At 64.2% G+C, this 18,811-nt stretch carries 17 protein-coding genes; 15 read left to right on the top strand and 2 right to left on the bottom strand.

The annotated features are described in order from the left end of the window. Positions 1-64: 64 nt before the first annotated feature. Positions 65-2,434: a DEAD/DEAH box helicase gene (locus RBH20_RS16145; protein ID WP_306710494.1), complete on the bottom strand. Its 2,370-nt coding sequence runs from the start codon at positions 2,432-2,434 to the stop codon at positions 65-67. 188 nt (positions 2,435-2,622) lie between these two features. Here RBH20_RS16145 and RBH20_RS16140 point away from each other — a divergent pair, with 188 nt between their 5' ends. From RBH20_RS16140 to RBH20_RS16070, 15 genes are all read left to right on the top strand, one after another. Further along, positions 2,623-3,456 carry a class I SAM-dependent methyltransferase gene (locus tag RBH20_RS16140; RefSeq protein WP_306710379.1) on the top strand — a complete coding sequence of 278 codons (834 nt, stop codon included), beginning with the start codon at positions 2,623-2,625 and terminating at the stop codon, positions 3,454-3,456. Positions 3,457-3,611: 155 nt separating this feature from the next. Beyond that, complete coding sequence (lipA, locus tag RBH20_RS16135; RefSeq protein ID WP_306710377.1) at positions 3,612-4,541, top strand: lipoyl synthase; 930 nt, start codon at positions 3,612-3,614, stop codon at positions 4,539-4,541. A gap of 117 nt (positions 4,542-4,658) precedes the next feature. Then, on the top strand, positions 4,659-5,924 hold the full coding sequence (locus tag RBH20_RS16130) for a hypothetical protein (protein ID WP_306710375.1): 1,266 nt from the start codon (positions 4,659-4,661) through the stop codon (positions 5,922-5,924). A gap of 98 nt (positions 5,925-6,022) precedes the next feature. Beyond that, positions 6,023-6,391: a helix-turn-helix domain-containing protein gene (locus RBH20_RS16125; RefSeq protein ID WP_058993208.1), complete on the top strand. Its 369-nt coding sequence runs from the start codon at positions 6,023-6,025 to the stop codon at positions 6,389-6,391. Position 6,392: 1 nt separating this feature from the next. Next, positions 6,393-6,731: a hypothetical protein gene (locus tag RBH20_RS16120; protein WP_306710371.1), complete on the top strand. Its 339-nt coding sequence runs from the start codon at positions 6,393-6,395 to the stop codon at positions 6,729-6,731. Between the two features lie 172 nt (positions 6,732-6,903). Beyond that, positions 6,904-8,010, top strand: coding sequence for a pyruvate dehydrogenase (acetyl-transferring) E1 component subunit alpha (pdhA, locus tag RBH20_RS16115; protein ID WP_306710369.1), 1,107 nt, complete (start codon positions 6,904-6,906; stop codon positions 8,008-8,010). Beyond that, positions 8,007-9,005, top strand: a complete 999-nt coding sequence (locus RBH20_RS16110) for an alpha-ketoacid dehydrogenase subunit beta (RefSeq protein ID WP_011224532.1) — start codon at positions 8,007-8,009, stop codon at positions 9,003-9,005. The genes pdhA and RBH20_RS16110 overlap by 4 nt, the downstream gene beginning before the upstream one ends. A gap of 3 nt (positions 9,006-9,008) precedes the next feature. After that, positions 9,009-10,652, top strand: a complete 1,644-nt coding sequence (locus tag RBH20_RS16105) for a dihydrolipoamide acetyltransferase family protein (protein ID WP_306710366.1) — start codon at positions 9,009-9,011, stop codon at positions 10,650-10,652. Positions 10,653-10,797: 145 nt separating this feature from the next. Continuing rightward, positions 10,798-11,106 carry a hypothetical protein gene (locus tag RBH20_RS16100; RefSeq protein WP_306710492.1) on the top strand — a complete coding sequence of 103 codons (309 nt, stop codon included), beginning with the start codon at positions 10,798-10,800 and terminating at the stop codon, positions 11,104-11,106. Between the two features lie 39 nt (positions 11,107-11,145). After that, the gene (gene lpdA, locus RBH20_RS16095) at positions 11,146-12,564 is read left to right on the top strand and encodes a dihydrolipoyl dehydrogenase (RefSeq protein ID WP_306710364.1); all 1,419 of its coding nucleotides are present in this window, start codon (positions 11,146-11,148) and stop codon (positions 12,562-12,564) included. A gap of 147 nt (positions 12,565-12,711) precedes the next feature. Next, positions 12,712-13,341, top strand: coding sequence for a hypothetical protein (locus RBH20_RS16090; protein WP_306710362.1), 630 nt, complete (start codon positions 12,712-12,714; stop codon positions 13,339-13,341). An 86-nt stretch (positions 13,342-13,427) separates the two neighbouring features. Beyond that, positions 13,428-14,267, top strand: coding sequence for an aldo/keto reductase (locus RBH20_RS16085; RefSeq protein ID WP_306710360.1), 840 nt, complete (start codon positions 13,428-13,430; stop codon positions 14,265-14,267). 74 nt (positions 14,268-14,341) lie between these two features. Further along, positions 14,342-15,157, top strand: coding sequence for a prephenate dehydratase (gene pheA, locus RBH20_RS16080; RefSeq protein WP_306710358.1), 816 nt, complete (start codon positions 14,342-14,344; stop codon positions 15,155-15,157). A gap of 62 nt (positions 15,158-15,219) precedes the next feature. Then, a complete protein-coding gene (locus RBH20_RS16075; RefSeq protein ID WP_306710356.1) occupies positions 15,220-15,627 on the top strand; it encodes an Hsp20/alpha crystallin family protein in 408 nt (135 codons plus the stop codon). A 2-nt stretch (positions 15,628-15,629) separates the two neighbouring features. Further along, positions 15,630-16,082, top strand: a complete 453-nt coding sequence (locus RBH20_RS16070) for a peroxiredoxin (RefSeq protein ID WP_306710354.1) — start codon at positions 15,630-15,632, stop codon at positions 16,080-16,082. Positions 16,083-16,114: 32 nt separating this feature from the next. Here the strand turns inward: RBH20_RS16070 and leuS are convergent, their stop codons facing one another. Then, positions 16,115-18,802 carry a leucine--tRNA ligase gene (leuS, locus tag RBH20_RS16065; RefSeq protein ID WP_306710352.1) on the bottom strand — a complete coding sequence of 896 codons (2,688 nt, stop codon included), beginning with the start codon at positions 18,800-18,802 and terminating at the stop codon, positions 16,115-16,117. Positions 18,803-18,811 lie beyond the last annotated feature (9 nt).

Raw genomic sequence — 18,811 nt, 5'->3', positions numbered from 1 at the left:
AAAATCGTTTATAAATTTTATCGAGTGATCTGAGTGGGTTTCAGAGTGACAACAGAAACAGTGGTTATCGGACAAGCACTGATCGGGTTTCGGTAATCGTCGGGAGCGGCAGCGCAGGGAAGGCGACCTCGACAGTGAAGGTGAGTTCGTCCGCGTCGGCACCGAAGACAGCAACCGGAAGCGTGGCCTGACCGAGATACGACGGCTTGGCGGTCATCTCACGCCCGTTAACCGTGACCCGAAGGCCCGCACGGGCGCTGCCACCGGTGTTTTTCACCGTCACCTCCCGCATATCGTTGTCACCGGGAGCGATTGTCTCGGGGAACTCGCCCCAGTCGATGGAGACAACAGGGAGGTCGCGGGCGTTGGCAAGCACTTGCTCGGCAACGCCCTCGGAGAGCCCAGCACGGACGACCCCGTCTTCACCGGCTTCGACCACGTCGGCGGGCGACGTGAGCCCCGCCGCGGCGAGTTTGCCCGCGCGGCCGCTGGCGACACCGTCGATAGCCGTCAACCCAACAGCATCGGCGCTGATGCCGTGTTCGACGCGAGCCTCGACCCGACAGGCGAGGTTCGCGTAGCGGGCTGGACCGAGCGTGTCGACGAACTCCCGCATCGCCGCGAGCAGGCGCAGGGCGTTCTGGCGGATGACCCACGCGTCGCTTTTGAGTTCTGTCGGCGTCGTCCCGGTCATGCCCGAGCGGAGGATGGCCAACACCTTGCGCTGGCCGGCGTCGAGGCTGTCGTCAACGCTGTCTCCCAGCACCGCGTGGACAGCGTCCTCTTCGTCGGAGCGGGCGCTGACACTGTCGAACTCGGTTGCGCCGGCCACCGCAGTCAGCAGGTCGTCCGCGTCGACGGAGACAGCGGAGTCCGGATCGGCGGCGTCCTGACAGCGTTCAGCGACATCCGCGAACCGGCGTGCGGTCGAGAGCCGGAGGTAGAACTTCGAAGCAAGCTGGCCGAGCCGCGTCGGCTCAACGTTGAGACCGTCCTGCTCAACAAAGCCCTCGTCGACGAGCGCGGAGAGCGTGTCGCTGACCCGGTTCCGGAGGTCGCTGCCAGCGTCATACTGGTCGGGGGCCGACTGCGAGCGGGCGTAGTAAAACGTGGTCGCGAGCCAGTCCATCACGTCGTCCACGTCATCGATGGTCCCGAGCGCGATTTCGGCGTTCAGGTGGGCGTCGAGTTCAGCCGCCAATCGGGACTCGATTTCCTTGCCGTCCCGAAGCAAACGGCGATACTTGTCGGCGTCCGAGCGGTCACAGACGACCCAGGCGTAGCCCATGTCGTCATAGCCCGGCCGGCCCGCGCGGCCGAGCATCTGGAGCACGTCGAGTGGACTCATATCGACCTCGCCTTCGAGCGGGTCGTGGAGTTTGGTGTCGCGGATGACGACACAGCGGGCAGGAAGGTTCACGCCCCAGGCCAGCGTCGAGGTCGAGAAGAGGAGCTGAATCTTACCCTCCTTGAACCACTGCTCGACTCTGTTCTTGTCCTCACGCGCGAGGCCGGCATGGTGAAAGCCCACGCCGTCCAGTACGGACTGGCGGAGCGTGTCGTTCGAGAGGTCGGCGGCGTCGTTGTGAAAGTCGTAGTCCCCGCGTGCGCCCATGGGGATGTCGCGTTCGGTAATCTCGTCGCGGGCCTTCTTCGCTGCCTGTACCGTGTCCTGGCGCGAGGAGACGAAGACGAGCGCCTGGCCCTCCTCGCGGATGTGTGGCTCGGCGAGGTCAAGTGCCCGGTAGAGCCGCCGGTACTTGTCGGCGAAGGCGTTCTCGCCGTGGGAGTAGGTCTTCACGTCGGCGTTGAGTGGGACCGGTCGGTACTTCTCATCGAAGGCGAATGTGGTTTCATCGGGCGCGTCAAGCCAGTCAGCCACGTCGTCGATGTTCGGCATCGTCGCCGACAACGCCACGACGCGCGGGTCACAGAGCCGGCGGAGCCGTGAGACGGTGACTTCGAGCACCGCCCCCCTGCGGTCCGAGTCCAGCAGATGGACCTCATCGATGACACAGCAGTCCACATCAGTAATGAAGGAGTAGCGGCTAGTCTCGTGTTTCCGGGTGGCCGAGTCAGCTTTCTCCGGCGTCATCACGAGGATATCGGCCCGCTCGGCGCGGCGAGGGTTCAGGTCCCGCTCGCCGGTGACGACGTAGACGGAGTAGCCCAGATCCTCGAACCGTTCCCATTCGCTTTCCTTCTCGTTAGTGAGCGCACGCAGTGGCGCGAGAAAGAGCGCGGTCCCGTCCTCGGCGAGCGTCTTGCAGATGGCCAGTTCCGCCAGCGCGGTCTTCCCGCTGGCCGTCGGCGCGCTGACGACGACGTTGTCGTCGCGGTTCAGCAGGGCCGGCAGGGCCGCCGACTGCATCCGGTTGAACTCCTCGAAGGGGAAGGCGTCGGCAAACTCGGGGAGCACCTCCGCGACCGCCACAGTCGGCTCGCTGTCGGTTCTGGATGACACGTCACAGTCGCGGTTCCGCGACGGCAAAGGCGTTTCTATGGGGGAGCGAACGTGTGCGAGAAGCGAGTCCATTCACTGGTTTCGCGACATGACCCGTCGGTGCGAGCGTCCCACACGCCTGCCCAAAAATTAACTCAGCCGGCTGATAGTGCGCAGGTATGCCTATCAGCGACCCCGAGAGCTATTACGACGAGAACGACGAGAGCGAGTGGGACCGCCTGACAGCCACGCTACACGGGCAGTTAGAGTGGACGGGGACAGTTGCACAGCTCGAAGCGAACCTCCCCGACACAGGACACGTCCTCGACGTGGGCGGCGGCGCTGGTCGGTACGCCGTCTGGCTGGCTGAACAGGGATACGATGTCACGCTCGTCGACCCCAGCAAGGGCCAGCGAGCTATCGCACAGGAGAAAATCGCCGAGCACGGGTACGAAGAGCGGGTGGCCGTCGAGGCGGGCGACGTGCGCAACCTCGGGTTTGACCGAGACGTATTCGACGCGACGCTGTGTCTGGGTGGGCCGCTTTCTCATATACTCGACGCTGACGAACGGACGGCCGCTGTGCGGGAGCTTCACCGGGTGACAAAAGCCGAGAGTCCGGTGTTCGCCTCCGTCATGGGGCGGCTCAACTGGCTGGTGCTCTCGCTGGTCGGCAGGTCGGAACACCTCGTCCACGCGGACGAACTCGCCGAAACGGGTGATTACGATAGTTCGTTCGTGGCGCAGCTCGGTCACGAGGCGGCGTTCACCGAGACCCATTTTTTCCGCGCCGACGAGTTCGAGGCGCTGTTAGAGGCAGGCGGAGTAACCGTCGAAACGCTGGTCGGACTGGAGGGGCTGGCGTCAGTACTCGCCGCTCCATCGCTCCGAGAGACCGCTGCCGACCTGTCGGCACACGAGCAGGCCGGTGTTCAGGCGCTCGTAGACGAACTCCGGACGGACCGGACTGTCGTGGATATGTCCGCACATATGCTTGCGGTCTGTCGTGCGTGAGGTGGGCATGCGGGCAGTAGCGTTGACATGCTTGAGTACACAGGCAGCAGTCGTTTCGGCTGGGCCGCCTGGTCGCCCGATTGCCCTGCTAGACGGGATATCACAGAGCACGTGACCCCCGCACGTTTTTGACCGACCCAACCTAACTGCCGGTAATGAGTCGTTCGCGCAAGCCTGACTGGCTGAAGATGCGGCCACCGTCGGGCGAGCGGTTCACCGATATCAAGCAGACGCTCCGGGATCGAAACCTCAACACGGTCTGTGAGGAAGCCAACTGCCCCAACCTCGGGGAGTGCTGGAGCGGGCGCGACGGACCGGGGACGGCGACGTTCATGCTGATGGGCGACCGCTGTTCGCGGGGCTGTAACTTCTGTGACGTGGAGACTGGCGGGATGGACCCGCTGGACTCCAACGAGCCACAGCAGGTGGCCGACGCCGTCGCGGAGATCGGGCTGGACTACGTGGTACTGACGAGTGTCGACCGCGACGACCTGCCCGACCAAGGCGCGGGCCACTTTGCCGAGACGATCCGGGCGATCAAAGAGCGTGACCAATCAATCCTCGTCGAGTGTCTCATCCCCGATTTTCAGGGCGAGCCGGACCTCGTCCAGAAAATCATCGACGCCGACCCGGACGTCATCGCACACAACATCGAGACGGTCGACCGCCTCCAGTGGCCGGTCCGGGACCGTCGGGCGGGCTACGAGCAGTCCCTCTCAGTGCTTCGGCAGGTCGACCGCGAAAGCGACTGCTACAGCAAGACCAGCCTGATGCTGGGCGTCGGCGAGTACGCCCACGAGGTGTACCAGACGCTGTCGGATCTCCGGCAGGCCGGCGTCGACGTGGTGACGTTCGGCCAGTACCTCCAGCCCTCCCGCTCACATCTGGAAGTCTCGGAGTACGTTCATCCGGATACCTTCGACACCTGGCAGCGGGTGGCCGAGGAAGAGTTCGACTTCCTGTACTGCGCCTCGGGGCCGATGGTCCGGTCGTCCTACCGCGCCGGTGAACTGTTCGTGGAGGCGGTAGTTCGGGACGGCGAAGACGTGGACGTCGCTCGAGAGCGTGCGCGAGCGAGCAATTAGCGACGCCAGCAGAACGCACCCCTCGGGCACGCTCCAGTATTTAAACGTTGTCACAGTCTGCAGCAGGGGCACACCGAGAGCCCTATTTACCAACGTTGCCACCCACGTCCCGAGTGGATGACTCCAGACTGCAACGACCGAACGACTCCCCGCCGCCAGGTACTCCGGGCGGGCGGTGCGACACTTGCGAGCATCCTCGCGGGGTGTAACGGGTTGCCTCCGCTTGGGACGCAATTCAAGTACGGTTCCATCGACATCCCGCAGGCGGAGCCGCCGTCGTATCGCGAGTGGTTTCCAGCGCCGTCGGCGCTACCAGACGCGAGCGATGCCAGCGACGGCTACAGCGCCATCGTTCATGTGCCGCCGCCCACAAATGCCCCGACCTGGGCACGGTCGAGCGCAGCCCGTCGGGCCGTCGTCTCCAACATGGACTACGTTGGCGTCGACATCGACGACATGGACATCACGTTCTTACAGTTGTATGGCACGGGGATGACCGCGATACTGGTTGGCGACATCGACCCGGCCGCGGTCAGGGATACTGTCCGTGAAACGGCCTACGAACGCGTCGATACCCACGCCGGCTACGACCTGTACGAGCGAGGCGACCGCCCGTGGACGGTCGCCGTCGGCCCCGAGGCGATTGTGTTCGGGGATGGCCTGCATGCACGAGCGGTCGTGACCGCGACCGTCGACGCCGGCCGCGGTGATGTCCCGCGATACCACGAGCGCGACGCGAACGTCGCTGCGCTCACAGAGAGCGCCGGACAACGACGCTGGGGGCGGTTGTGGCTTCGTGGCATCCAGAGCATCACGGGCGGCGGGATGCTCGAGGACACCGTCGGCTGGGCCGGCTGGCTCGAACACGACAGCAAGGACGTCTACACTGTCGAGACCTGGCTGTTCCCCGAAGAGTACGATGTCTCGGAGCAGGCAGTGAAAGAGGCACTCAAAAACGACTATCCGACCATGAGCCTCCCGAGCCGTCGCCACGCCAGCGCCGTCGACGTCACCGTCGAGGGTCGCGTTGCGACAATAACGCTGGCCATCAAGCGTTCGTACGTGAACGAGACGTTGGCCCAAAAGACGTCCCAGCTTCCCGCCGTCGCCTGGCGCGCGACACACGACCCCGACGCTGAGCAGGTGACCATCCACCACGACGCCGGCGACTCAGTCCCGACCGACGCCCTCCGTGTCATCGGCGACCTCGACCCCTCGACTATCGACATCGGCCACCTCGGTGGCCGGATGGAACCGGGCGAGTCGTTCACTGTCTCCACCGCTGCCCCCGAAACCGACGACGATGCCGGAATCGGGGTTCGTATCATCATCCACTCGGATAGTGGCTGGTCCGCAACCGTCTACAAACACGAATTCGAATGATTACGACGTCTCCCGACCCCGATATCGTTCCGCCCTCTCCCGCTGACGTGCTGCCCTCCCGCGTGCGAGAACCCGCACGCGACTCCACACCGCAAGTTATGACACTACCCGACGACCCGGACGTGCCCGACGACACGACGCTCGAGGCCGTCGTCGGCCTGCTCGACGACGAGCACGTCCGGACGATCCTCACGGCCACGAGCGGCGACGCGCTGAGTGCGAAGGAACTGAGCGAGCGCTGTGATGTCTCACAGGCGACTATTTACCGGCGCGTCGAGCGCCTGACAGCGGCCGGTCTCGTCGACGAGCGCACCCGTCCGCGGGCCGATGGCCACCACGACACCGTCTACGTCGCGACATTAGACGAGGTGTCGATACGTCTGCGCAACGGCGAACTCCGGTTCGACCTCGAACGACGCGGCGACGACGTTGCCGACCGGCTCACTAGGCTTTGGGAGGACTTCTGAGATGGCGCTTCACGACTCGCTGACGACACTCGAACTCGCAACGACCGCCGCCGCCGCGGCGACCGCGCTTGTCGGCCTCTATATCGGCTATCAGGCCTACCGCGGGCTCCGACGCCACGACAGCCCCCCGATGCGGTACCTCTCTATCGGGATGGTACTGCTGTTCGGCGTCACTTACGCGACAGCCTTTGCCGGCAACGCGCTGTTGCAGGCTGGGTCAGTCCCCCTCGTCTATCAGGATTACTTCCGGTTAGTCGTGCGACTGATCCAACTCTCCGGGCTGCTCTGTATTGCGTACTCGCTGTATCTGACGCGGGCCGATGTCCACGCTAACAACTGATACATCGGAGTTATCGCTTATAAATTAGGTAGAATTTAAATCACTATAGCACGGCTTAGACCCCCATATTCCCAGTAATACCCACGTAGGCGATATTTTTCAGCGCCGCGAAAGCTCTAAACGTAGTGCGAGTGAACAGTCGTCGTATGCCACTTCGACGGAGGCGGTTTCTATGAGTGTCCTCCAACGCGACCCCACGGACAGGGTACAGATTCTCGATGAAAACGGGACAGTGGTCGACGGCGCGACCGTCCCGGACCTCTCGGACGACGAACTGGTAGAGATGTACCGGTATCTCAAACTCGGCCGGCATTTCGACCAGCGGGCGGTGAGTTTGCAACGGCAGGGCCGGATGGGGACCTATCCCCCGATGTCGGGGCAGGAGGCCTCGCAGGTCGGCAGCGCCTTCGCGCTGCGAGACGGCGACTGGGCCTTCCCGAGCTACCGGGAACATCTCGCGATGTACGTCAAGGGGTGGCCCCTGTCGGACGACCTGTTGTACTGGATGGGGTCGGAGTCCGGTAATTCGCCGCCGGAAGACGTTCAAGCGTTCTCGTTTGCGGTCCCGATCGCAACACAGATTCCGCACGCGACCGGGGCCGCGTGGGCATCGAAGCTCAAGGGCGATGACACCGCTGCCCTCGTGTACTTCGGGGACGGTGCGACCTCCGAGGGCGACTTTCACGAAGGCCTGAACTTCGCTGGCGTGTTCGACGTGCCAGCGGTGTTTTTCTGCAACAACAACCAGTGGGCGATTTCGGTGCCACGGGAGCGACAGTCGGCCAGCGAGACGCTCGCCCAGAAGGCCAACGCCTACGGCTTCGATGGCGTGCAGGTCGACGGGATGGACCCACTGGCGGTGTATCAGGTGACTCGCGAGGCCGTCGACAAGGCACACGACCCACCAGAAGGAGAACTCCGCCCGACGATGATCGAGGCGGTGCAGTACCGCTTTGGCGCACACACGACGGCTGACGACCCATCGGTGTACCGCGACGACAGCGAAGTCGAGCGCTGGAAGCAAAAAGACCCAATCCCGCGGATGGAGGCGTTCCTCCGGGACCAGGGCCTGCTCGATGACGAGCGGGTCGACGCCATCGACGAATCGGTTCAGGATGAGGTAGCCACGGCCATCGACGAGGCTGAGGCGACAGAGCGACCGAAGCCAGAGGAGATGTTCGCGGACGTGTACGCGGAGATGCCACAGCGACTTGAACAGCAACTAAACTACCTCGAAGAGCTTCGCGCGCGACACGGCGACGAGGTGCTACTGGAATGAGCACACAGGACGCAAACACACAGAGTTTGACGCTCGTACAGGCCGTCCGTGACGGGCTCTACGGCGAGATGGAACGAGACGAAGACGTGGTCGTGATGGGTGAAGACGTCGGGAAGAACGGCGGTGTCTTCCGGGCGACACAGGGGCTCCACGAGGAGTTCGGTGATGACCGAGTCATCGACACGCCGCTTGCGGAGGCCGGAATCGTCGGGACGGCCATCGGCATGGCCGCCTACGGGCTTCGACCGGTGCCAGAGATGCAGTTCTCCGGGTTCATGTACCCCGCGTTCGACCAGATTGTTAGTCACGCCGCCCGGCTTCGGAACAGGAGCCGCGGCCGATACAACTGCCCGCTGACTGTTCGCGCACCGTACGGCGGCGGCATCCGTGCGCCGGAACACCACTCCGAGTCCAAGGAGGCGTTTTACGTCCACGAAGCGGGACTGAAGGTTGTCGTCCCGTCGACGCCAAAAGAGACGAAGGGGCTGCTGACGGCGGCAATCCGAGACCCGGACCCCGTAATCTTCCTCGAACCGAAGCTCATCTACCGGTCGTTCCGCGAGGAGGTCCCTGACGACCCCTACACCGTCGAACTTGGCGAGGCGAAGGTGCGTCGCGAGGGGGCTGACGTGTCCGTGTTCACTTGGGGCGCGATGACCCGACCGACGGTCGAGGCTGCCGAGGAACTGGCAGAGGAGGGCATCGACGCCGAAGTGATCGACCTGCGAACGCTGTCGCCGATGGACACGGATACCATCGTCGAATCGTTCAAAAAGACCGGACGAGCGACCGTCGTCCACGAAGCGCCCAAAACCGGTGGGCTGGCCGGTGAGATTATCGCCACCATTCAGGAGGAAGTGCTGCTGTATCAGGAGGCTCCCGTTACCCGAGTGACGGGCTTCGACGTGCCCTACCCGCTGTACGCGTTAGAGGACTACTACCTCCCCGAACCCGCCCGCATCAAAGACGGTATCAGAGAGGCAGTGGAGTTCTGACGCATGTTCGAGTTCAATCTTCCAGACCTCGGTGAAGGGGTCGCAGAGGGTGAGGTGCTGACCTGGCGCGTCTCGCCGGGCGACACCGTCACCGAGGATCAGGTCCTTGCGGAGGTGGAAACCGACAAGGCCGCCGTCGACGTGCCGTCACCGGTCGACGGCGTCGTACAGGAACTGCACGCCGAGGTCGGCGAGATGGTACAGACCGGCGAGGTGCTCATCACCATTGCAGAAGAGGGCGACGCCGAAGCGGGTGACGCGGCGGCCGACGGTACGGATGAAGCCGAGCCGACGGGAGCCGACACGGCGCAGGCCGATAGCGCTGCGAGCGAAGCCACAGCAGCCGATGCATCGGAACAGTCGGATGCAAGCACAAGCACGGCCGACGGTCGTGTGTTCGCCTCGCCGAGCGTGCGTCGACTCGCCCGTGAGAAGGGGGTCGACATCGCGGCCGTCGACGGAAGCGGACCGGGCGGTCGCGTCACCGAGGGGGATGTCGAGGCGGCCACAGCGTCAGCCGGCGAGACGGCCGACAGTGACGACGGCCCGACATCGGTCGTCTCGAAGGCGTCCGATGACGGAGACGGGCCGACCACAGCAGTTTCGCAAGTCGACGCGGGCGATACAGACGACGGGACCGCTGTCAAGTCAGCCGTCAGAAGTGTTTCCGGGGACGGACAGGAAGCCGCCAGTCGCGACCAGACGCTGGCGACGCCGGCCACCAGAAAGGCCGCCCGCGAACTCGACGTGAACATCAACGCCGTTCCGACCGACCAGACGCGAGACGGCCAGCCCTACGTCGACGAGTCGGCCGTTCGGACGTACGCGGAGGCCCAGCAGGCCGCGCAGGCAGCCGATGCCGAAGCCGTCAGCGCCGAAGGTGGCGCGGCGGGAACGGTAGCCGAGGCGGGCGGCACTGGGGCCGAATCGACGGCCGTCGAGACAGGCGACGGCGAGCGCCGCGAACCGTACCGTGGTGTCCGGCGGTCCATCGGCGAACAGATGGCGCGCTCCCGTCGAGAAGTGCCCCACGCGACCCACCACGACCAGGTAGTCGTGTCCGGCCTCGTCGAGGCCCGTGATCGACTCGCGCCACTCGCCGAAGAACGTGATGTCACCCTGACGTACACACCGTTTGTAGTGAAATGCGTTGCCGCAGCGCTGGAGCAACACCCGGTGCTCAACACGGCGCTTGACACCGAAAACGAGGAAATCGTCTACAGAGACGTCCACAACATCGGCGTGGCGGCGGCAACCGACCACGGGCTTGTCGTCCCGGTCGTCAACGACGTGGACGGGAAGGGGCTAGTCGAACTCGCCGGCGAAATCAACGACCTCGTGGGGCGGGCCAGAGAGCGGGACATCGAGCGCTCGGAGATGCAGGGTGGAACGTTCACCGTCACGAACTTCGGCGCCATCGGCGGCGAGTACGCCAGCCCGATCATCAACGTCCCCGAGACGGCGATTCTCGGGATCGGAGCGCTGAAAGAGCGACCGGTGGCCGAAGACGGCGAAGTCGTCGCGAAACCCACGCTCCCACTCTCGCTGGCAATCGACCACCGTGTCATCGACGGGGCCGACGCCGCACGCTTTGTCAACACGCTCAAGGAGTATCTGGCAGACCCGACGCGACTCCTGCTAGAGTAGCCGCTCGGAGTCACAACCGAAAACCAGACCAGTCACTGGAACGACAGGGCTTGTGATGCCCTCCACAAGAGACACATGGATCTGGTTCGGGTTAGCCGGGCTGTTTGTGCTGGTTCCGGGCTGTGTCGCCCTCTCCCGAGTCGGGATGAGACTGTTCATTTCGTCGGGGTCGGCCGGTGAGGGGAGTCTTGGAACGTTCCTCGGCGCATTTGCCCTAACTGTCGTCGGCAGTTGGGCGGGTGTGCTGTTCAGCCTGCTTCTTACGGTCGCTCTTTTTCTCGACAGTCGACACCTCCGGCGAACCGACGGGGACTGGGCCCCGACACCGCTGTATGCGCTCGCCGGTATCGTCCACGCCGTTGGGACGACACTGCTCGCGGCGTTTGCGGTGTCAGTGCCGGTCATCGGATACTACCTGTACCAACGGCGCAGGCGAAAGACGACAGTGAGCTGAAGGGCGATAGCTTTTCACGGACCCGGACGAGGCACCGCTATGGTCGTTGGAGATGTCACTACGGGAACGGAACTGCTTGTTATTGGCGGCGGTCCGGGCGGCTACGTCGCCGCGATTCGGGGCGCGCAACTGGGACTGGACACGACGCTCGTCGAGCGGGATGCCTACGGCGGGACCTGTCTGAACCACGGCTGTATCCCCTCGAAAGCACTCATTTCGGCCTCGGATGTCGCCCATGACGCCCGACAGGGCGAGTCGATGGGCGTGTTCGCGGACCCAGCCGTCGACATGTCCGGGATGACCGAGTGGAAAGACAGCGTCGTCACACGGCTGACACGGGGCGTTGAGTCACTATGTAAGAACGCCGGCGTCAATCTGATGGAGGGGACCGCCGAGTTCGTCGATGACGGGACGGCCCGGGTCGCCCACGGCGGTGAGGGACAAGGTTCGGAATCGCTGTCATTCAAACACGCCATTGTCGCCACGGGGAGCCGCCCGATGGCGGTCCCGGGATTCGAATTCGACGGCGAACACATCCTCTCATCGAAGGACGCGCTCGCACTCGAATCGGTCCCCGAGAAACTGCTCGTCGTCGGCGCGGGCTACATCGGCATGGAGCTCTCGACAGTGTTCGCAAAGCTTGGTGCGGAGGTCACGGTCGTCGAAATGCTCGACGATGTATTGCCCGGCTACGAGGACGACATCGCGTCGGTCGTCCGGGACCGCGCCGAGGACCTGGGTATCGAGTTCAACTTCGGCGAGGCGGCCGACGACTGGGACGAGACAGACGAGGGCATTCGCGTCCAGACCGTCGATGAAGACGAGACGGTCACCGAGTACAACGCCGAGAAATGTCTTGTCGCGGTCGGCCGCGAGCCGGTCACAGATACGCTCGCGCTGGAGAACATCGACCTCCAGACAGACGAGAACGGCATCATTCCGACTGACGACCAGTGCCGAACGGCGTTCGAGTCGGTGTTCGCAGTCGGCGACGTGGCCGGCGAACCGATGCTGGCCCACAAGGCGATGGCTGAGGGCGAGGTCGCTGCGAGAGCCGCCGCCGGCGAACCGGCCGCGTTCGATCACCAAGCGATTCCCGCCGCGGTGTTCACCGACCCCGAAATCGCCACCGTCGGAATGACTGAGGCAGAGGCCGAGGCGGCTGGCTTCGAGCCGGTCATTGGACAGATGCCGGTACGGGCCAACGGCCGTGCGCTCACCGTTAACGAGAAAGAAGGATTCGTCCGCGTCGTCGCTGATGCCGACGAGGAGTTCCTGCTCGGGGCACAGATCGTCGGTCCGGAGGCGTCCGAACTCATCGCCGAACTCGGTCTGGGCATCGAGATGGGCGCACGGCTTGAAGACATCGCCGGGACGATCCACACGCATCCGACGCTTTCCGAAGCGGTCCACGAGGCGGCCGCGGCGGCACGCGGTGAAGCGGTTCACACGCGCTGAGAACGCTCTGGACCGATTCGTGATTAACTACCGAGTTCAAACACAACTCTGAGGGGGTTTTACTGACAGAGAATCTAAAGCTTGCGCCGTGCAAAAGGGTTATATGGTGGATTGAGTAAACTGTCGGTGAATAGGAACCGGTAAGAGATGTCTACTGATTCACAGCCCAACGACACCATCGCTCAGGCAATCATCTCGGGGTCGACGTATGAACGACTCCGCTACGAACGCCACTCGTATCTCAGACAGACTGTCCCGCGGACGCTCGCGCTCCAGAGCGCTCTGCTTGGCGCGCTGGCGCTGTTACTACCGATCTACGGTCTGTATCCGGACAGCACCGCGGCGTTTTTGCCATCGATTGAGCCCGGCGTCGCCTCGCCGAAAGTGCTGTTGCTCGGGGTGTTCGGCGGGTTCCTGCAGTTGTTCGGTGCGACCTTGCTTGTCGGGTCAGTCCTCTACCGAGTCCGGCTCGCGCCGCTGACTGAGCAACAGGCGCACGCGGCGCTCAACGCCGAGGACTTCGCGCGGTACGTCGGCCTCGGAACCGGCGGCCTGGCGATTGTCCTCTCGCTTTGCCTGTTCGCTGTGGGGCTGGGCGGCGGTGACGCAGTGTCCGCATACATCGCGTTCACGGGTCGAAACCCATTCGTTGACTCCGGGTTCGGGCTGTCGGTTGCGGCCGTCTCGCTGTTTGCCTTCGTCGCCAGCGTGACGGTTTTTTATGCCTCGCGATATCTCCTCGTTCACCTCGCGCTGTTCCACCGTAGCAGCGAGTGAGCGGTCAGCGTGGGGTATCGACACCAGCCGCGATGACGACCTGCGCCAGCGCGACTGTTTTCAGGCGTGCGGACAACCGTGTTCACATGGTCACAAACCAAAGTGAGACGTTCGATATCGGTGGCGAACTCACAGTCCGCCGGCTCGGCTTCGGCGCGATGCGGCTCACCGGCAATGACGTCATCGGCGAACCGAACGACGAAGAGGACGCTCACGCCGTACTGAAGCGGGCGGTCGAACTCGGTGTTGACTTCATCGACACGGCGGATTCGTACGGACCGGGCGTCTCGGAGCGGCTCATCGGTGAGGCGCTCGATACCGAACGCGAGGACCTCGTCATCGCAACGAAGGGCGGCCTGCTCCGCAACACCGACGCAGACTGGCTGCCCCACGGCGATCCGGACTACCTGCGCAACGCCCAGCTGTGCTCGCGGGATCGCCTGCGGATGGACCCTATCGACCTGTACCAGTACCACCGGCCAGACCCCGACACGCCGTTCGAAGACTCGATTCACGCGCTCGCCGAGATGAAGGACGAGAGGCTGATCCGCCACATCGGCGTCTCGAACGTCTCCGTCGAACAACTGGATCGAGCCCGCGACATCGTCGACATCGCGACGGTCCAGAACCAGTACAACGTCGCCCATCGCGACGACGAGGACGTGCTGGAAGCCTGCGAGAACTACGGCATCGGGTTCATCCCGTGGTTCCCGCTGGGGGCTGGCGACCTCGACGGCGTCGACGGTATCGACGAAATCGCCCAGCGCCACGACGCCACTCCCTATCAGATCGCGCTGGCGTGGCTGCTGGGGCACTCGGACGTGATGCTGCCGATTCCCGGAACCAGCAGTCTCGACCACCTCGAACAGAATGTGGCCGCAAGCGCCATCGCCCTCACTGAGGAAGAACTGGCGCGGCTGTCCTGAACGACGGCAGACGACAGGGGATAGCGCTTGCCGCTGACCACGGTTCTTTTGGTTCCCACCGCTGTACCCCGGGTATGACCACTGTTACCCTGGGTCCTGAGGGGACCTACTCCCACCGCGCCGCACAGGCAGTCACCGACGACAATATCTCCTTTTCTGAGTCAGTGACCGCCATCGTCGAGGCCGTCGCCAACGGCGAGGCCGAACGTGGCGTCGTCCCCGTCGAGAACAGTATCGAAGGCTCCGTCACCGAATCGCTCGATGCCTTCGCGGAGTACGACATCGCCGTCGTCGAGGAGATCATCACGCCGATCCGCCACGCCCTACTCGCACAGGACGACTCGTTCTCGCTGGTGGCCAGCCATGCCCAGGCGCTGGCCCAGTGTCGCGGCTGGCTCGACGAGCACTACCCCGGCGTCAATGTCGAAGCCGTCGCGTCGACGGCCCGCGGCGTCGAGCGCGCCCGTGGCGACGCTGACATCGCCGCGATCGGCCACCCGGAGAACGCGACCAACGGCACCGAACTGAAAGTGCTCGCAGAGGACATTCAGGACCGGTCCTCGAACGCCACCCGCTTCGTCGTCGTCGCCCCGACGAGTGAGAGAAGTGAGGCCGGCGGCAAGAGTTCCTTCATTGTCTACCCCGACGTCGACTACCCCGGTCTGTTGCTCGAACTGCTGCAGCCGTTCGCCGACCGCGATATCAACCTCACCCGCGTCGAGTCCCGGCCAAGCGGTGAGCGGTTGGGCGACTACGTCTTCCACATCGACATCTCGGCTGGCCTCTACGAACAGCGGACACAGGAGGCCCTCGCTGATATCGAAGACATCGCCGGAAAAGGGTGGGTACGCCGGCTGGGGTCGTACGACTCCAAAACGGTCGTCAACTGAGCCCGCGAGACACCGCCGGCACCGCTTCAAGCGTTAAGTCCCGGGCCTGTGTAGCCCCGTGTATGTCTGACCGCGATCCGTTCAGCGAGATTGAGCGCGCGTTCGATATGCTTGGAGAGCAGTTTGGCGTCGACATGGGGGCTATCCCGGTCGACGTCGTCGACGAGGGCAACGCCTTCCTCGTCCACGCGGACCTGCCCGGCTACGACAGCGAGGACATCGACGTCCAGCTTGTCGAGGACCGGAAGCTCACCATCAGCGCCACGTCGAGCCAGGAGCGGGAATCGACCGACGGGCAGTACGTCCAGCGCGAGCGTCGGCAACAGTCGCTGAGCCGGTCGGTCCGCCTCCCCGAAGCCGTCGACGACGGTGAGACCACCGCGAGCTACGACAGCGGCGTTCTCACCGTTCGGCTGGCGAAGGTCGGACACAGCGAGGACGACGACGGGACGGATATCCCCGTAAACTAACGATGGTACTCGAACCCGGTACCGACGTGCCGACGATCAGGGCGACAAACCAGCACGGCGACGCAGTCCAGCCCAGCTTCGAGCAGCCGACGGTGCTGTACTTCTATCCGGCGGACGACACCGCCGGCTGCACGACGGAAGCGACGCAGTTCGAGGAGCACGCAAATCGGTTCGAGGAGGCCGGTGTCTCGGTGTACGGCGTCTCGACCGACGGCGTCGAGAGCCACCGCGACTTTACTGAATCGAACGGCATCAGTTTCGACCTGCTGGCCGACCCCGAAGGGCGGCTGTGTGACGCGTTCGATGTGCCACTCGTCGACGGGCGGAGCCAGCGGACGACATACGTCATTGCGAAGGAACGCGTCGTCGCCGTCTACGAGCGGGTCGGCCCCGACGGTCACGCGGCGAGCGTCTTCGAGGACCTCGTCGATACTGGGCTGGTCAGCGCCAAGTAGACCGCGACAGACGAAAATCGAACGACTGCGGGCTATTCGTCGATGTTGATGGCCGGACGGCCGGGACCGGCCTTGCTGACGAGGTCGGGGTCCCCTTCCTCGGGACCCTGAACGACCACGTCAGCGCCGAACTCCCGTTCGATGAGCCACGCAGCCCGGTCAAGCGCCGCCTGTTCACGCTCGGGCGGCAGTTGCTCGTCCAGCGACTGTGCACGGCCGGCCAGTTCCTTGGCGAAGTCCGCGGCCGCCTCGCCCTGCTCGCGCAGTTCCTCGTCCTGCATGACGGTGCCGACGACGTTGCCGTCGGCGTTCCGGGCAAGGTCGAGGACGCGGTGTTTCCACTCCGGTGCAACCGCGAGCGTAATCGTCTGTGGGTCCTCGATGCCGACCGTGTCGACGATGTCGCGGATGTCCTCGCGGGTGTTCTCAATCAGTTGACGCTCCGTCTCGTAGTCGTCGGGCGCCTCAGCGGCCGGCCACTCGGCCTCCGCGAGAAGGTCGTCGTGGCCCAGTTCGGCCCACATCTCCTCAGCGGCGTGGGGGGCGACCGGAGCGAGCAGTTTCGCGGCCGTCGCCAGCCCGCGCTCGAAGGTGTCAGCGTCGGGGGTAGTCGCCTCCTGATAGCGGCGCAGTAGCGACACCAGTTCCCGCACGGCTTGCAGCGCGTGGTTGAACCTGAAGTCCTCGAACTCCGCCGTCGCATTCGCTGCCGTCGCGTCGATTTCGCGGGCGACGTAGTCCGCGATGTCGGCCCCATTCTCCGTGTCAGCGGCGGTCCCCGCCTCACCCTCGGCGTAGGCCGAAACCAGCGTGTACACGTTCTGGAGGAAGCTGTGGGCGGACTGCACACCCTCAGGACTCCAGGCGAATTCTTTCTCTGGCTGGGCGGCCTCCATGATGAACAGCCGAGCCGTGTCGGCCCCGTACTCCTCGATGATGCGCTGGGGTGAGACGCCGTTATCCAGACTCTTCGACATCTTGTTGCCGTCCTCGCCCAGCACCATTCCCTGGTTCGTGAGGTTGGTGAAGGGCTCGCGGACGCCATCAACCATGTCGAGGTCGTCCAGCACTTTCGTAAAGAAGCGGGCGTACAGCAGGTGCATCACGGCGTGTTCGATACCGCCGACGTACTGGTCGACCGGCATCCAGTCGCTGGCTCGCTCGGCGTCGAAGGGGGCCTCGTCCATCTCCGGCGAGGTGTACCGCAGGAAGTACCACGAGGAGTCGACAAAGGTGTCCATCGTGTCCGTTTCCCGCACCGCGCTCTCCCCGCAGTCGGGGCAGTCGACGTGTTTCCACTCCTCTGCGGCATCCAGCGGGTTCCCGGTCGTGTGGACGAACTCCGGCAGTTCGACGGGGAGGTCCTCGTCGGGGACTTCGACGTAGCCACAGTCGTCGCAGTGGATCATCGGAATCGGCGTGCCCCAGTAGCGCTGGCGGGAAATGCCCCAGTCCCGGAGGTTGTACTCCGTGCGGTGCTCGCCGTCGAACTCCTCGACGAAGCGGTCGCGGGCTTCGTTACTACTGAGTCCGTCGAACTCGCCACTGTTGACCAGCAGGCCGTCTTCAGGATAGGCCGCTTCCTGCACGTCGATGTCCTCGGGATCAGCGTCCGCGTCGTCAGTCGGTTCGATGACCTGCACGATATCGATATCGTGGGCCTCCGCGAACTCGTGGTCGCGCTCGTCGTGAGCCGGCACGGCGTACAGCGCGCCAGTCCCCACGTCGGTCAGCACGTAGTCGGCGACGTAGACGGGAATCTCCTCACCGGTCGCGGGATTGGTCGCGTACTCGCCGGTGAACACACCGGAAGTCACGTCCAGTTCGTCCTCGTCGGCCTGTTCGGCCGTTTCGATGTATTCGGCGACCTCGTCGTTGCCCTCGGCAATTTCCTGTGCGACAGGGTGGCCCGGAGCTAGCGAGAAGAACGTCGCCCCGTGGATGGTGTCCAGCCGGGTCGTGAAGATGTCGACCTCGCCGTAGTCGCCAACCTCGAAGGCGACGCTTGCGCCCTCTTGCTTGCCGATCCAGTTGCGCTGCATCTCCCGGACGTTGTTCGGCCAGCCCTCGAGGTCGTCTAAGTCCTCGAGCAGTTCCTCGGCGTAGTCGGTGATGGTGAAGAACCACTGGTCCATCTCGCGGGCCTCGATGGGCGTGTCACAGCGCCAGCACAGTTCTTCCTCGCCCTCAACCTGCTCATCGGCGAGGACAGTCTCACAGGAGGGACACCAGTTCAGCTCGGCGGCCTGACGCTCGACCAGCCCTTCCTCGCGGAACTGTTTGAACAGCCACTGGTTCCACTGGTAGTAGTCGGGTTCACAGGTCGCGAGTTCGCGGTCCCAGTCGTAGCCAAAGCCCATCTCCGTGAGCTGGTCGCGCATCGAGTCGATACACTGCATCGTCCAGTCCCGCGGGTTGGTGTCGCGTTCCTCGGCGGCGTTCTCAGCCGGGAGGCCGAAGGAGTCCCACCCCATCGGGTGGAGAACGCTCTCGCCGCGCATCCGCTCAAAGCGGGCGTAGGCATCCGTGATTGTGTAGTTCCGGACGTGGCCCATGTGGAGGCTTCCGGAGGTGTAGGGGAACATCGCCAGCACGTACTCCGGGTCGGTCTCGTCGTCGTCGATCCGGAACACGTCGGCCTCGTCCCACGTGCGCTGCCACCGGGGCTCGATCTCTGTATGATCGAACCCCCGCTCGCGTTCCTCACCGGTCGTGGTCATGATATCGGA

The organism is Haloarcula sp. H-GB4, from assembly GCF_030848575.1.
In the GTDB taxonomy this organism is placed as follows: Archaea; Halobacteriota; Halobacteria; order Halobacteriales; family Haloarculaceae; genus Haloarcula.
This window is presented reverse-complemented; position numbering and strand designations above follow the sequence as displayed.